This window comes from Pedobacter sp. GR22-10 (assembly GCF_026239715.1).
Taxonomy (GTDB): domain Bacteria; phylum Bacteroidota; class Bacteroidia; order Sphingobacteriales; family Sphingobacteriaceae; genus Pedobacter.
The window spans coordinates 708,298-723,850 of sequence record NZ_JAPIVR010000001.1 but is presented as its reverse complement, the minus strand read 5'-3'; the positions used below and the strand labels follow the sequence as shown (position 1 = coordinate 723,850).

At 45.2% G+C, this 15,553-nt stretch carries 13 protein-coding genes; 7 read left to right on the top strand and 6 right to left on the bottom strand.

What is annotated here, in order from left to right; genetic code table 11:
* Window positions 1–11 precede the first annotated feature (11 nt).
* The 6 genes from OQX64_RS02910 to OQX64_RS02885 form a co-directional block, all read right to left on the bottom strand.
* Window positions 12–314, bottom strand: a complete 303-nt coding sequence (locus OQX64_RS02910) for a DUF4134 family protein (protein WP_265817559.1) — start codon at window positions 312–314, stop codon at window positions 12–14.
* Between the two features lie 20 nt (window positions 315–334).
* Window positions 335–661: a hypothetical protein gene (locus OQX64_RS02905; RefSeq protein ID WP_265817558.1), complete on the bottom strand. Its 327-nt coding sequence runs from the start codon at window positions 659–661 to the stop codon at window positions 335–337.
* Entirely contained in the window at window positions 658–1,032 is a 375-nt protein-coding gene (locus OQX64_RS02900) for a hypothetical protein (protein ID WP_265817557.1), read from the bottom strand. The genes OQX64_RS02905 and OQX64_RS02900 overlap by 4 nt, the downstream gene beginning before the upstream one ends.
* A 31-nt stretch (window positions 1,033–1,063) precedes the next feature.
* Window positions 1,064–1,696 carry a ParA family protein gene (locus tag OQX64_RS02895; protein ID WP_265817556.1) on the bottom strand — a complete coding sequence of 211 codons (633 nt, stop codon included), beginning with the start codon at window positions 1,694–1,696 and terminating at the stop codon, window positions 1,064–1,066.
* An 18-nt stretch (window positions 1,697–1,714) separates the two neighbouring features.
* Window positions 1,715–2,878 (bottom strand): relaxase/mobilization nuclease domain-containing protein, encoded by a 1,164-nt coding sequence (locus OQX64_RS02890; RefSeq protein ID WP_265817555.1) that lies wholly within the window; start codon window positions 2,876–2,878, stop codon window positions 1,715–1,717.
* A gap of 316 nt (window positions 2,879–3,194) precedes the next feature.
* On the bottom strand, window positions 3,195–3,593 hold the full coding sequence (locus tag OQX64_RS02885) for a plasmid mobilization protein (protein WP_265817554.1): 399 nt from the start codon (window positions 3,591–3,593) through the stop codon (window positions 3,195–3,197).
* Between the two features lie 832 nt (window positions 3,594–4,425).
* On the opposite strand from OQX64_RS02885, the gene OQX64_RS02880 reads away from it, so the two are divergent.
* The 7 genes from OQX64_RS02880 to OQX64_RS02850 all read left to right on the top strand — a co-directional run bounded on the left by OQX64_RS02880 (window position 4,426) and on the right by OQX64_RS02850 (window position 15,259).
* Complete coding sequence (locus OQX64_RS02880) at window positions 4,426–4,947, top strand: tetratricopeptide repeat protein (protein WP_265817552.1); 522 nt, start codon at window positions 4,426–4,428, stop codon at window positions 4,945–4,947.
* Window positions 4,948–5,442: 495 nt separating this feature from the next.
* Window positions 5,443–6,198, top strand: a complete 756-nt coding sequence (locus tag OQX64_RS02875) for an ImuA family protein (RefSeq protein ID WP_265817551.1) — start codon at window positions 5,443–5,445, stop codon at window positions 6,196–6,198.
* Window positions 6,195–7,691, top strand: a complete 1,497-nt coding sequence (locus OQX64_RS02870; protein ID WP_265817549.1) for a Y-family DNA polymerase — start codon at window positions 6,195–6,197, stop codon at window positions 7,689–7,691. Before OQX64_RS02875 ends, OQX64_RS02870 begins: the two co-directional genes overlap by 4 nt.
* Window positions 7,692–7,714: 23 nt before the next feature.
* Window positions 7,715–10,945, top strand: coding sequence for an error-prone DNA polymerase (locus tag OQX64_RS02865; protein WP_265817547.1), 3,231 nt, complete (start codon window positions 7,715–7,717; stop codon window positions 10,943–10,945).
* 1,115 nt (window positions 10,946–12,060) lie between these two features.
* On the top strand, window positions 12,061–12,420 hold the full coding sequence (locus tag OQX64_RS02860; RefSeq protein ID WP_265817545.1) for a hypothetical protein: 360 nt from the start codon (window positions 12,061–12,063) through the stop codon (window positions 12,418–12,420).
* Window positions 12,417–12,890, top strand: coding sequence for a DUF6176 family protein (locus tag OQX64_RS02855; RefSeq protein ID WP_265817544.1), 474 nt, complete (start codon window positions 12,417–12,419; stop codon window positions 12,888–12,890). Before OQX64_RS02860 ends, OQX64_RS02855 begins: the two co-directional genes overlap by 4 nt.
* 32 nt (window positions 12,891–12,922) lie before the next feature.
* Window positions 12,923–15,259, top strand: a complete 2,337-nt coding sequence (locus tag OQX64_RS02850) for an outer membrane beta-barrel protein (protein ID WP_265817543.1) — start codon at window positions 12,923–12,925, stop codon at window positions 15,257–15,259.
* Window positions 15,260–15,553 lie beyond the last annotated feature (294 nt).

Below are 15,553 nucleotides of genomic sequence, written 5' to 3'. Positions count from 1 at the left end.
ACCCGCTAATCTTAAAGTCCAAAAAAGCCGGCAACCATCAGCCCCAACACCAATACAAAAAGTGAAGAGAAAAACCAGGCCGGCACATCCATACTCACGTCCCTTCCCATTTGCCATTTATGGTAAACGCTGACGGCACCGGCTATCGCGATCAAACCCGCAAGCACGAAGGAGAGGTTGCGGAAAGAAAAAAACGATCCATGCAGGAAGCTTTCTGCCTGCTGCAGCTCAGCCATTCCATTACCTGCACCGGCCTGTAAGATCAGCAATACTTGCAATGGTATTCCAAGAAAAAAACTCCAAATACTTCCCATAGCCACCTCCCAATAAATTGCTAATATGTAACCTTTCCCGTAAACTCAATAGTTTCTGACCTGGCCAACTCAAAGAGCTGCTTTAAGTTCACCCCTGCAGAAGCATAAATCGGCGATTCCGGTACAGGCGTATTTTCCTCATCAATAAAATAATCAATCTCCTCCCCGTCACGCACCTGGAGGGGAAGCAAGACCTCATCCTCCACATCCACCCTGACTGATACCAAGCTATTATCGGCAACATTAGCTGGCTGCCCATTTTTCAGTAAATCGAAGCCGATATTGGCGGAATAATAAAAAAAGTAGATGCCCAGCACCCACGAAAAAAAACTGATCCAACTCATCATTCAAAATTTTCAAGTGATTCCTTAATAAAACTTTTAATCTCGGGATGCCTTTCAAAAAGATATACAATCGAAAAGGCGATCACCCGGTTCATCTCCAGGCCCGAAGCCAGCTTTAGCCGGCCAAGCAAAGCAACCGTGCGGGCATCTACCCTGGGATGAAGCAAATGCCTCTGATCACTACAGTCAAAATCCCGTATCCGGGAAATGATATCCAATGCTTTCCTACCCTTAGCAGCCGCCGCTTCATTCTTAGCATCATCAGGCTTTTTCTCTTTAGCAACTATAACCGGATCTTTATTGGAGGGAATTACCTCCCCCGTGCCGATACTTTTTCTGAGCTCATCCGCCAGAGACTTCATTTGTGTTTTCATATTGAACCATTTAAAAATTAAACCAAAAAACTTAAGAAGACTTGAACTCCAGATATCGCGCATAGACCTTTTCAAAGACCGGTAAAATCAGCGGAAAGATCATCATCGGCGTCTGAAAAGTATTGGTCCGCTGGAAATCAATCCGGTCGGCAATCGCGGCTGATATTTCACCGAATTTAGAAAGCTGCAATTCTACCTCCCTCTGGGTTTCATATTTCACATTTCCCTTGATCCTGTTGGGCACAAAGACCAAAGGCGCATTAGGATTGATCTTTCGAAAGACTACTGAAAAAAGGATTGTAGAATCAAAACTCAGTTCATCATAAGAAAAAGGGCAAAGGGTCAATTCAGCCGAAGAGAATACCGGCAAAAGCCCGTCATCATCCAGTTTTCCGGGCAGATCGATAATTACGATGTGTTCAGGCTTTGCACTAAGCACCGTATACATCGAAGGAAAATGTTCCAGACCTGCCGCAATCACCTCATAAGGCGCATCATTTTCCAGCACTTTTCCCTTTTCATATTTCTGAGCCAGCGATTGCTGATAATCCATATCAATCACCGTCACCTTCCTTTTTTTGACCATCGTTAAAAAGTTGGCCAATAGCAGCGTGAGCGTACTCTTCCCCGCACCGCCTTTCTGGTTTCCTATTATTATAAGCATATCTATAAAAAAATTAATTTATCTGGTATTGGTCCTCGCCATTCCCTTTCTGGCCCGTTTGCGGCCAAGAATAGCCTCATCATCGATATCATCCTTCAGTTCCAGTGGCGTGATCTCATTCGCCCCGTATTCAGCAGCCCGTATTTCCTCCCTAAATTCCGAAACATTGCCAGGATCCGGTTCCTCAACGGTTTGCTTTAAAAGATGCAAAACATCTAGCCGATCCAAAACCTTAACTTCGCAAGACTGAGATGAAACCTCAATGGAAAGCATCTCCTTTAAAGGCATCACTTCAGAACCTTTAAAAACATGCTGACTATGGTGATCAATTATCGTATAGCCATAAGGCAGTTTCCCTTCAGCGCTATGAAAAACAATTTCAAATCCAAGCTTTTTTAATGCAAAGGCCGAAAACTCCGAACTATACCGGACCGGAGAAAGCGAACGGTAATCAGAAATGGGAACTGGAACCAGCCGGGGGGAATAAGCAGGAAGATATTTAAAAAATATTTGTCTGAGCTCAGCAGCCCGCTTTTTATCCAACGCCGAAAGCCGGGCATTAATCAAATTCATATCGACCCTACCCAGCACTTGTCCATAGCGAAAAAGCTCCAGCTTTCCATCAACCGCCTGAAGACCATATCCTTTATTTTCCAACAGCAATTTGAACTGAGCAGTGGTAGAAAAATGGTAAGCCAGCGCCGAATCAATATCCTTTTTACACACCATCTCTGCATCAATTCCCTGCAAGGCATTCAGCGCCGCTACCGCCCTGATCCGTTCAAAGCCAGATGAAATCTTTTTGCCATCCCGGTCTACCCGGCAAGAAACCAGATGTACATGGTGGTGATCGGTGTCCGCATGAAAAACAATCAGGTAAGGATTCTTTCCATATCCCATCTTTTCCAGCCACCGTTCAGCTAAAACCGAAAGCTCCCAAGCAGAGGCAGATTTCCCATCAGCAGAAATCACCGCATGAAACTGAGGCTTGGATATCCTGCTGTTTCCAGCGGCCAAAAGCTTAAAGTAATTGATATAATCCTGCGGACGGATACCAGAGAGATGATCCAATGCACCAAAATTCCTGGCTACCATTAGTTCCCCCATACCCCGGTCAATCTTATCGGTATTGTACCTCACCGCAGAGAAGCTAACCAATGAACTGAGTATCTTGATGATCATATCGCTAGCGATTTGGGTATCAGCAGCAAATCATAGCAAGCTAACCGGATACCTCGTTATAGAAATAGCAAATGAACTTGATGGGTATGGATCAGGCACGGAAAGTACACAGAAACCTAAAGTTCAAAAGAGCATTAGCGCAGACTATAAAAAGAACAAATGAGCTAATTACCTTGCTCGATAATAAGCAAGCTAACATGCTAATCCGCTTACTGAATAGCCAAAAAGCAAAAGAACCAGCGAACCCGATATTCATATAGCTGGCTCACCAAGTAACAATGCATTGAAATAACAAGCTACTCGGTCATCCACTGAACTAACTACTGAGCAACCTGATGAGCTTTCTCATCAATCGCTCAAGTTCCATCTTGATTTTATTGTATTTTCGAAGTTCAAGCAGGAACCTGTCCACTACGACAGCTGAAAGCAGTCCATCCTTATTTAAGATATTGGCATACCTGGCCAGCTGATTGACATTGTTCCCAGCCTTGGAAAGCTCCAGACCTATACCATCTATACTATTCATTACTGCTTTGGAGTCCACGAGCAACCTTTCCCCCTCTCGAAGCAATTTCCTGCGGATCAGATCTGCTTTTTTCATGCCAGAGGATTGTTCCATCTGTAGAATCAATTCAAACTCTTCGTGGGTAAAACGGACATCAATTTTTTTGACGCGTTTTCCGGAAACTAGCGGCGGTCTCCCTTTATATCTCATCTGCGAACATCCTAAACCCACTAATAAAACCTATATAAAACTTCCAAAAGGAAACGAGTTGCGAGTTTCCTGCTCCCTTTATACAGAGCGGATCCCGCGAAAGGATAAAGGCAAGATTCTTTTTGTCCGACAAAAAGACATCTTGCCAATAAAAAAACAAACACACCCCTTCTATATTACATCACCCTCATCTATACTAACCGTGCCACACAGCGCACTTAAGCAAAAACAAAAAAATAAGGCAAAAAAAAGGGGCCTTACGGCCCCTCCCACCTTAACCAAACACAAACAAACCATGCGTTTAAATAAAGTTAATACGGAATTACTCACGTCAGTCTATACAGACCGGGTCCTCACCTGCCCCTGCGCTTTCGTGTATTGAAATCATCTCAACTTCACAGGATTTTCCGTTGCTCACAGAATAATGTTTCATTCCCCAATGTCAAAGATCTTTCCACCGGAAGTATACATCGCCATTAGGCTAAAGAATATCTCCGGTGATCAAATCAACCTAGCCGCATAACCAGCTACACGGTTTCATAGAGGCAAACGTATCAAGGAATCAGTGGGCAGAAAACTTTTGGACTGAACTGGGCTGAATCGGGCCTTCAGTGAACCGGATATGAGCTAAAAATGTTTATGGAACTCAAATCAAGACAAAAATTGATCATGTATATTCATTGTCAGAACCAGACATTTTTTTAGAGATAAGTAACCAGGCAGGGCGATCGGTCCCAACGTCCAATCGCTGAAAAGTTCATCAGCAGCAAGGGAAAACCGAATTTAATGGCCATCGAAACAATGGCCTTTTCAAACTGTTCTGCTTATACAAGTGGTTAAAACCAAAAGCATAAAGTCAAAAACGCAATTTGAAACAGCATTAGCGCTTGAAAAATCAGGTGATCATTCTGCTGCACTGAAGCGCTATGAGCAAGCTGTTTCCACTGATCCCACAAACACAGCAGCCTGGAACAGGCAAATGATCCTTTTTCGCAGATTAAAAACAAAACAACAGGAAGCACAACTCATTAAAAAGGCCATAGTAGCCTATCAAAAAGTGGTTGATACGCATATGCAGGAATGGATTAATGCGAACAAAGATAAAGCTGACCATACCAGAGAACTGGCTACCATGCTTGGCCAGCTTGAACCCAACGGAATGCCCAAAAGGGATCACCATATTTTGGAAAGATGGCAAACCAGGTTATACCTGCTGGAATACCGGCTGAAAAACGCTAAAAAGAAAATAACACCTGCACAAAAGCCAATAGAAAAAAAGAAAATAAATAAATCCCAACCGAGCGCTAAACCATCGAAAAATAAACGCCAGCGAAACAAAAATCCCACAACCTAAAAGCCAGTATTAATAAATAATGTTTTTTGATAGCTAAGTCTAAAAACTTGATAAAACTGCATGGTTCACGAAGCCAGCTCTTCCATGCATGGATTCATGTATATCTTGTGGAAGGATAAGCACTCAACAGGATATTCACTAACAATCTTTGATCAAGGAGATACCTTTTAACCGCACCAAAAACATAAGCCCAGTAGGATTACCATTATTGGAAAATATCTTTACCTCACCCTCTATACCATAATCATCATGTTAATCATTATAAACCCAATCCTTAGGGAGATTACTTAAAAAAACAATCCAGATTCATCTTCAATTAAATGATAAGGTGTTCTAGCTCCCATCTTGGGAAGTGATAAAACTTTAATATTTACTAAGCAGTGTTCAAGATCAAATGTAGATAACTTTACTAAAATTGTTAGTAAAAACTAACAATTTTAGTAATAGCTTTGTTATTACTAAAGTCTTACGTAAGCAGGGCTTGCAAGAAAGGTGATGATGACAGCGGAAAAACAGGAAATATTAACCAAGCTCAGAGCGCAGATCTCAGCAGCGCAGGGATTTAAACCAGCTACTCACGCCCAAGGCGATGGTTTTGGACTGGGCAAAATCGAAGCCTGCTTCCCCAACAATGTTTTCCCAATCGGTACCATCCACGAGTTTCTGGCCGAAAATGCAGAGGATGCAGCGGCAAGCGAAGGCTTTATTGCGGGGCTACTGGCCAAGCTCATGGAAAACGGAAGCTCCTGCCTGTGGATCAGCCGCAACCGAAAATTGTTTCCACCCTCCCTAGAAGCTTTCGGCACCGATCCCCAGCAGATCATCTTTATCGACCTGTACTACACTAAGGAAATCCTTTGGGTCACGGAAGAAGCCCTGAAATGCGAAGGCTTAGCCTGCGTAATCGCTGAAATTTCCGATATTGATTTTGCCCAAAGCAGGCGCTTGCAACTGGCAACAGAGAAAAGCCATGTTACCGGACTGTTACTTCGAAAAGAGCCAAAGCACAGCTTATCTGCAACAGCATGCACCGCACGCTGGCAGATCAGGCCCCAGCCAACAGCACTGATTAATGGAATCCCGGGCGTAGGCAACCCCAGATGGGAGGTGAACCTATTGAAGGTAAAAAACGGAGAAGGCGGCAAATTCTACATCGAATGGGCAGAAGACAGGTTTGCTCCTTTCAAAAACCCAGAATATAGAGCTCAGCCAGAAACCATTTCGCTACCAGAAAGGGGGCTGACCGCATGAGCAGGTTTTTAAGCATTTACTTTACCAATCTACTTTGTGATTACCTGGCCATCAAAAAACCAGAACTTAAAGGCAAAGTTTATGTATTCACCATGTCTCAAAAAAACCGGATCATGGTCACTGCCGCCTCCAGGGAAGCTGAAAAACAAGGCATAGCTGCAGGCACGGTACTAGCCGATGCCAAGGCCATCATACCTGATATCCTTGCCTTTGATGACGAGCTTGATTTCAATAAAAAATTACTTGTTCGCATTGCTAAATGGGCAGTCCGGTATTCCCCAACGGTAGCCATTGATCTTCCTGATGGCATTATTATTGACTCCAGTGGCTGCTCGCACCTGCTTGGTGGTGAAGAAAGCTACCTTCAAACCATAATAGGTAAATTAACAGCATCAGGCTATCACTGTAGCGGTTCGATTTCAGATACCATCGGCACCTCATGGGCAATAGCGAGGCTGGGCAAAAAATCACCGATCATCGCGCCCGCTCAGCAATATAACGCACTTTTAAATTTGCCACCCATGGCTTTGCGACTTGAACAGCCTATTATCCAGCGTCTGCACAAACTTGGTTTTGACAAGATTGGAAAGTTTATTCAGCTTCCTTCCGCCATGCTGCGCAGAAGGTTCGGACAAGAATTTATGCTCCGTCTGGGCCAGGCCCTTGGCACAGAAGAAGAAACCATCACCCCGATTATCATCAAAGCCCCATATGAAGAAAGACTGTATTGCCTTGAAGCTATCCGAACCAAACCCGCCATAGAGATTGCGATTGAAAAACTGCTTCAATCGTTATGCGATCGACTTGCAAAAGAAGGTCTTGGCATCAGGTCGGCAGCACTTAAAGGCTACCGCTTAGATGGACGGGTCACCGAAACGATGATCGGAACCAACCAGCCTACCCATCAGGTACCGCATTTGGCCAAACTCTTCGAGCTGAAGATTGCCCAGATCGAACCGGCTCTTGGCATTGAACTTTTTATACTGACCGCTATCAAGACCGAACCCGTGCACGCCATCCAGGAAAAACTCTGGAGCGGAAAACGAGGTCTTGCTGACCAGGCCCTGGCTCAACTGCTGGACAGGCTTGCCGGAAAGGTTGGTCAGCAGGCGATCAGGAGATATATCCCACAGGCGCACTACTGGCCGGAACGTTCACTCCGCCCAGCGGTATCACTCGAAGAAAAGACAGAAGTCAAATGGCAAAAATCAAATCCAAGACCCATGGAGATCCTGCATAAGCCAGCCGCCATACAGGTCACCGCGCCCATTCCGGATTATCCGCCAATGAACTTTCGCTATAAGGAAGAACTGCACCTGGTTGCAAAGGCAGATGGACCCGAGCGCATCGAGCAGGAATGGTGGATGCAGCAGGGCGAGCATCGGGACTATTATATTCTGGAGGATGACAAGGGCAGACGCTACTGGGTGTTCCGTTCGGGGCATTATAACGAAGAAGGGTCCGCCTGGTTCCTGCACGGATTTTTTGCATAAAAAAAGAAAAGGAGAAAACGATAATGGGCTACTGCGAACTACAGGTCACTTCCAACTTCAGCTTTTTAAGAGGCGCTTCACATCCCGAGGAACTGATCGAACAGGCAGCCGCCTTTGGCTATCCCAAGATTGCCATTACCGACATCAATACGATGGCAGGGATCGTTCGTGCACATTCCGCGGCAAAAAAACATCACATCGAAATTATCCCCGCCTGCCGTCTGGACCTGCTGGATGGGCCATCCCTGCTCGCCTATCCGACCAACCGGGAGGCCTATGGACGTTTATCGGCCCTGCTCAGCGAAGGCAACTTCCGTGCGGAAAAGGGAAAATGCTTCCTCTATAAAAATGATGTTTACAACAGCCAAAAGGACATCGTTTTCATTGCCATACCTCCGGACGCTTTAAGCAAAGGTTTTGATTTCGAGCTCAGCTTCCCCTCAGCACTAAAAGAATACAAACAAAATTTGGGCGGCTCACTTTACCTGGCCGCCAACAGAAACTATCACGGCCAGGACCAGAAAAGATTGTTCAGGCTCAATGAGCTTTCCAAAAACCTGGGTATACCAATGGTAGCGACCAACGACGTCTATTACCACCATCCCCATCGCAGGGAACTACAGGACATCCTCACCTGCGTGAGGGAAAAATGCAGCATCCATACCGCCGGCTTTCGATTGATGATGAACGCAGAAAGGCACCTCAAACCCGTTGAGGAAATGCAGCGGCTTTTCCGACAGTATCCTGATGCGATTGAAAGGACCCTTGAAATTGCAGAAAGATGCCAGTTTTCACTTGATTCTTTGGAATACGTTTACCCAGAGGAAATCCTCTCAGGTGAGCGGGCGCCGCAGGAAGAACTGGAATATCTGACCTGGAAAGGTGCAGAAGAAATGTTCGGGCTTCCCCTGCCAGAAAAAGTGGTTACCAACATCAACTACGAAATGGAATTCGTCAAGGAAATGAATTATGCCAGCTACTTCCTGACCGTGTATGATATCGTTCGTTTTGCCCGGGAACAAAAGATCCTCTGTCAAGGCAGGGGTTCTGCCGCTAACTCCACCATCTGTTACTGCCTTGGCATCACCTCAGTCGATCCCACCAAGTTCGATCTGCTTTTTGAACGTTTTATTTCCTCGGCAAGGAACGAACCACCTGATATTGATGTGGATTTTGAGCACGAACGGCGCGAGGAAGTCATCCAATACATCTACAATAAATATGGAAGGGACAGGGCAGCAATTGTCGCCACCGTTACCCAGCTCCACCAAAAGGGAGCGCTAAGGGATGTGGCCAAAGCCATGGGGCTATCTGCGGATACCATCGACAGGCTTTCGGCCTCGATCTGGGAATTTACAGATGAATGGTTTGAGAGCAACAGGGTTTCCGAGCAGGGCCTCAACCCAAGGGACCCGCTGCTCGTTAAAGTGCTTGAGCTTACCCGTCAGATGATGGGCTTTCCGCGCCAATTAGGCCAGCATACCGGAGGTTTTGTGATCACCAGCGGCAAACTCACTGACCTCTGCCCCATTTTTCATGCCCGCATGGAAGACCGAACGAATATCGAATGGAACAAGGACGATATCGATGCGCTGGGATTTCTGAAAATTGACGTACTGGCCTTAGGCATGCTAACCTGCATCCGTAAGGGATTTGACCTGGCCAAAAAGCATTACGATCTGGACCTGACTTTAGCCTCGATTAATAAAGAAGATGATCCTAAAGTCTATGAGATGATCTCCCATGCCGATACCATTGGCGTCTTCCAGATCGAAAGCCGTGCCCAGCAGCAGATGTTGCCACGACTTCGCCCGTCTTGTTTTTATGACCTGGTGATCGAGGTGGCCATCGTGCGTCCGGGGCCGATCCTGGGCGATATGGTGCATCCTTATTTAAGAAGGAGAAATGGCGAAGAGCCTGTGGAATATCCTTCAAAAGAACTGGAAGAAATACTAGGTAAAACCCTTGGCGTACCGCTTTTTCAGGAACAGGCCATGAAGATTGCCATTGTCGCTGCCAGCTTTACTCCAGCCGAAGCGGATGAGCTACGCCGATCCATGGCTACCTTTAAGATGCATGGCATGGTGACCAAATTCGAGCAGAAACTCGTTGAAGGCATGACCAAGAAAGGTTATAGTGAGGAATTTGCCAGGCGTGTGTTCAAGCAGCTCGAAGGATTTGGTAGCTATGGATTTCCCGAAAGCCACGCGGCAAGCTTTGCTTTGCTTGTGTATGTTTCCTGCTGGCTCAAATGCTACTATCCTGATGTATTTGCCTGCGCGATCTTGAACTCGATGCCGATGGGATTCTATCAGCCCGCGCAGCTGGTCATTGATGCGCGTAACCATGGCGTGGAAGTAAGGGAAATTGATGTCAATGTTTCCAGGTGGGATAACCATTTACAGGAAAAGTCCGGCAAATATTGTGCGCTAAGACTGGGCTTTAGGCAAATATCAGGCATCAGGGAAGATGATGTGGAAGCATTGGTCTTAGGACGGGGTGCTGGCTACCACAACCTCCATTCGTTATTGGATGCAGGCGTTTCTTTGGGCGCTCTGGAAAGGCTAGCCGATGCAGACGCCTTCCGGTCGATGGGCCTGGATCGCAGAGAAGCGCTTTGGGAAGTATCTGCACTAAAAGACAGACCTGTGGCACTGTTTGAAGGCCAACCCTCAGCATCGGACAAAGAGCAGCAAATCCAGCTTCCGCTGATGAGCAAGGGTGAACATGTTGTCCAGGATTACGCCTCTACTTCGCTTTCTTTAAAAGCACATCCAGTGAGTCTGGTGCGAGAAAAACTGAAACTCTTTAATGTCAAATCATCCCAGGACATCAAACAGATCTCCAACGGAAGCCTGATCAAGGTGGCCGGCCTGGTGATCGTCAGACAGCGACCTGGAACAGCTGGCGGGGTCTGTTTTATCACCATCGAGGACGAGACCGGGTTTTCAAACCTTGTGGTCTTCGAGAAGCTCTTTGAAACATACAGAAAAGAAATCCTACATTCGCGCCTCTTGATGGTAGAGGGAAAGGTGCAAAAAGAAGGCGAAGTGGTACACGTGATCGTATCCAAATGCTTTGATTTCACCAAACTGCTCAAAGGGCTGACCACTAAGGAAGATGACCAACTGCCAATCTTAACCTTATCCAGAGCCGATGAAAAATCGCCACCTTACCCTACTGAGAACAAACGCTCACAGCTCAGACAGCCTTCTCCACAGGAAATATTTGATGGCGGAAGGAATTTCAAATAGTCATCTGCCGGTTAAATTTAGATTTTGGAGACTGTTCGAATGGATACCTCTTCAATTGCAAGTTCTAATTTCTCAGTAGACTATTTAAAAAAAATAGTTGAAGACATCAAATTACCTACTATATTCTTCCTCAATATTCTCTCCTAATGCAAGTTTGAGAATAATTTCAAAAAATAATTCATCATCATTCGTAGAGAAAATAACATCTTCGAAATGCGCTCTGGACCGATAGCGAAAGCTTGTATTCCTCAACGACTGTACAAACAAAACATATCAGATTCTGCGTAAAGTAAATAACCAACAAATCTTGCCATTCTTCATTTACTTCTACTAAACCAGAAACAAACCGATCTTGATAGCCTTCAATAGGCAGTGGTTTAGTGATTTCTGTTAAACTTAAGTACTCACAAAAGAGAGGCTATCCCATAATGAGCAGGTCTTTAAATATTAAGGCACCTGCTGGATTATATGCTTAATGAGACAATAGCGCAAAATCAGCGCCGACATTTACCAGCGGATGCGCTGATCATCCATTTCAGGATTTTTGCTTATTTTCATACTATTATATGCTTGTATCCTTGTCGGCATTGTGATAATGTTTCCTCTAAAAATAAGTGGAGTTATGAGTGATTTATTTTTTTGCTAAAAAAAATTTTCTTGAAAGCAACGTTGCATAAATTAGATTGTCTTTTTAATATATTTTTTATAAAAAAATGACTTCATATAAGCCGACCCTAATACAATTGACTATAGGCAATTTAAAATTTGCAACACTAAAAATATTTTTAGTGCTTTTTACAAATGCGATAGCCTGTCTGTCACATGAGTATTCGTACCCGTTTCTTACTTGGATTTTAGGCTTTAGGCAAAATCCTCTTGCACTTGACTATGTCAGTCCAACATCGCATAATATTATACTGTCAGGTGATATCGGGAAAAACGTAAATTACAAGCAAATTATAGACAGTAGAAATGGTGTACGGGGAGGAATAATCGCACTTGCAGGTGCTGGCATCGGTAATGCCCTGCCCTATTTTCGATGTTACTTGCTAACTAAACTGAAACGTATAAGATCAAGTCGTGGGGCAGCAGCGTTTTTATTTTGGCTATATTAAATGGGATCTGCAATCTTATTAAGTTATGCGCCGCTAAGAGTTATTACTGATCATAGAGATATGGCTATAGCTGCGAGGCGCTTTCGTATTTCGACATGGGTATTATTGCCTTTCGTAACAGCGTTCATGGATGAACCGGCCAGTGGGCTTGACCCGCGCGCGGTCGAAGACTTTAGTACACATGTCAAGGCTTTCAATGCCCTTGGTGGTGCAGTCCTGTTAACTACCCATGACCTATTCAAGGCCATTGCGATTGGCACGAGGTTAGGGATTATGCGCCGGGGAGAACTGGTGCATACTTTGGACAAGGGTGGAATATCAGCCGCCGATCTACAAAAAATTTACTTAGAAAGGATATGAAAGTTAGAATCATCATTTTTATTTCCGGTTGGTTGTTTGGTGCCGCCGGATTTTGGGCCTTCCAGCGATTGAACGCCAGCAGCCCTTCTAGTGGTTTCATCTACCCGGTAACGGCGCACTTGTACCGTATGTCTATCCATCAGGATAAGCAGGCGATCTTTAAGGACTGGGTGAACTGGCACTCGCGAGAAAAGGAAGCGATCAATGCCACTATGGAGCGAGAGAAAATGTATGCGGAAGCTGTTTTCCGCGACACGGTCAACGACCCCGGCGTGATTTATTGGCTGGCGATCAGCGGCGAAGGCGGTAAAAATTATGATATCTCACCCTTGCCTGCTGATCAAAAACACAAAGCTTATATGAAACAGATTCTAGTCAAAGGATCAGGTAGCGTATTAAAAACAGAATTCCTGATGCTGCCGCCATTTGCGGAAAGCAGTATTGGCATTCATCAATTGCAGGAGAAATGAGAAAGATCAGCTTAATGATTATATTGTTTTCAATGCTTGCGTTACAGGTTCATGGGCAGGACATGCCGTTGAAAGGGCAAGTTACCGGTCAGGGCACTCCATTGTCCGGTGTCACAATCCGGCTTTATTTGCTGCCAGATACACTTTTATTGAAGCAAATCACCAGTGACTTTCAGGGAGGGTTTAGCTTTAGCCTTCAGGAGCGCCAACATTACCAGTTGAGGTTTACTGCGGTTGGTTATCAGCCTGATGTGCGAGAAGTAAATAAACTTACTTCTGCTTTAAAAGTAGCACTAAAGCCTTCGGTAACCAAACTAGGGGAGGTTATTGTCAGTTCATCACCCAGTGCAATTAGTGTCCGTCAGGGAAAACTAAGCTATAACGTGGAGCAAAGTGCAGGAGCTACTGGCAGTAATGTACTTGAACTTTTACGGCGCACACCCGGTGTGAATGTAGACCAGGATGGTAATATCGTGCTGAAAGGGTCGCCCGCTGTGAACGTAATGCTGGATGGGCGAATGACCTATCTTTCTGGCCAGCAATTGAGCCGCTTACTAGAAGGAATGAATGCCGGGACGGTCAGCAAGATTGAGGTAATTACCACGCCATCCGCTCAATTTGATGCAGCCGGGAACGCGGGCATCATCAATATTCTTAGCCGCCGAACAGGTAAAGCGGGATATGCCCTCAATATCAGCAGCGGGATGACAGTTAGCCGCTACCTGCTGCATTCAGAGAGTATGAATGGAAATATCCGCACCGGTAAAGTCAATTTTTTCGGTGGCTTCGGTTACAATCATAGGCGACGATTTCTGGAAGAAACCAGTACGCAGTTATCCGGTGGTTCGACGTTCTTACGGGATGGGATCAACCCGAACCAAAGCCATTTTTACAGCTATAGCGGTGGTGCCGATATCAGCTTGTCGTCCAGGCAGCAGCTGGGCTTCAGCTATACCGGCACAACTGACGACTGGAGTAAAGATGCAACCGGAACATTAACGAAATTGAATAATGCGAATCAGGTGACTTCCAGGGTACAGAGTCATGACTATGCGAAGGAGCCTTTTTACAATAATATCGTTAATTTAAATTATCAATTTAAGATCGATACGACGGGCAAGGTACTGAACGCCGATGCTAATTATATCGGCTACCGGAATTTTTCGGACGGCTACCTAAACAGCAACAGCTACGATCCGCAGGGCAACCTGATCGGAGGCTTTCAACAATTGAATTTTCACCAACCAGGTAAAATCCATATCCTGTCTTTCAAAACCGACATGGTCTTACCCTTCAAAACCTGGATATACAAAGCCGGACTGAAATACGCCGCTATAGCGACAGATAACAATTTTAGGTATGACTCTCTGGCAAACGGCATCAGCACTTATGCGCCATCACTCAGCGATCATTTCCAATACCATGAACGTATCGCAGCCGCCTACACTACTGTTTCCGGCAAATGGAACGGTACTGATTGGGAAGCCGGTTTGCGTGCCGAACAAACCAACCTGGATGCCAATGCCATCGCTGCGGGTCAGCGCAATACCGCAAGTTACCTGAACTGGTTCCCATCGCTCGCCATCACCCAAAAGTTGGATAAAAACCAGCAACTTGACCTTTCGATCAGCCGTCGCATCAACCGTCCAAATTATGCACACCTGAACCCGGTACGTTACTATACTGATAAATATGCGCTATACCAGGGTAATCCCCGACTCGTTGCCGAAACTTCCTGGCTCTCCCAGCTCTCCTATACCTGGAAAGGCCGTTACATCGCCAGTCTGAACTACAATCATTCAGTTCATTTCATCGGGCGGACAGCCACCTTCAACCCGGTAAGCCAGCTCCTTACCTTAAGCAATGGCAATTTTCCATACCGGGACCGCCTGGAACTGCAATTGATTGTGCCAGTTAAGCTGGCTGCTTTCTGGGAAGTCCAAACCACGACCACGTTCAGCTATACGGCTTATCCCATAGCGCAACTTGAAGGGCCATTAACCGTGACAAAAAAAGCAGTGGATCTGTTTGTCAATCAAACCTTCCGCCTGCCCGCCAGAATCAATTTTGAATTACAGACCCGTTATACTTCGCCAGATCTGAACGGCATCTATATGTCCCGCTATTATTTCACGATGGATGGCGGATGTAAAAAGAGCTTCCTGAACAACAAACTGGATGCCCGTTTGGCCTTTGCCGATCTATTTCATACCGGCTGGTACTGGGGGTATTCTTTGAGCGATACCTTACCTTACAGTTATAAAAACACGCCTGACAGCCGTAGGCTTAGTTTCAGTCTCGTCTATCATTTAGGTGGCAAACTAACGCCCGGAAAAACACACCGAACTGAAGAACAGGATCGATTATAATATGAATAAAATTAAATTATTGCCTCCAAAGAATTCCGCAGCAGTTTGCGGTCAACCCACATGTTTCTAATATTTGACATGTACAGTGGAGCAGTGTTTTCCTATATCCAACAAGTAGAATATAAAGATGATAGGACCAATTTTGTTTAAACTTTTGATAAATTTAGAGATCCCAGAGGCCTTGTTTTTTATTCTGAGAAGGGATGGCAATATCAATACTACAGATATAGAAAGTCCTTAAAAAAATAGAATTATACAGAGCATATCATAGAAATAATAGATAGATAAAAGCCC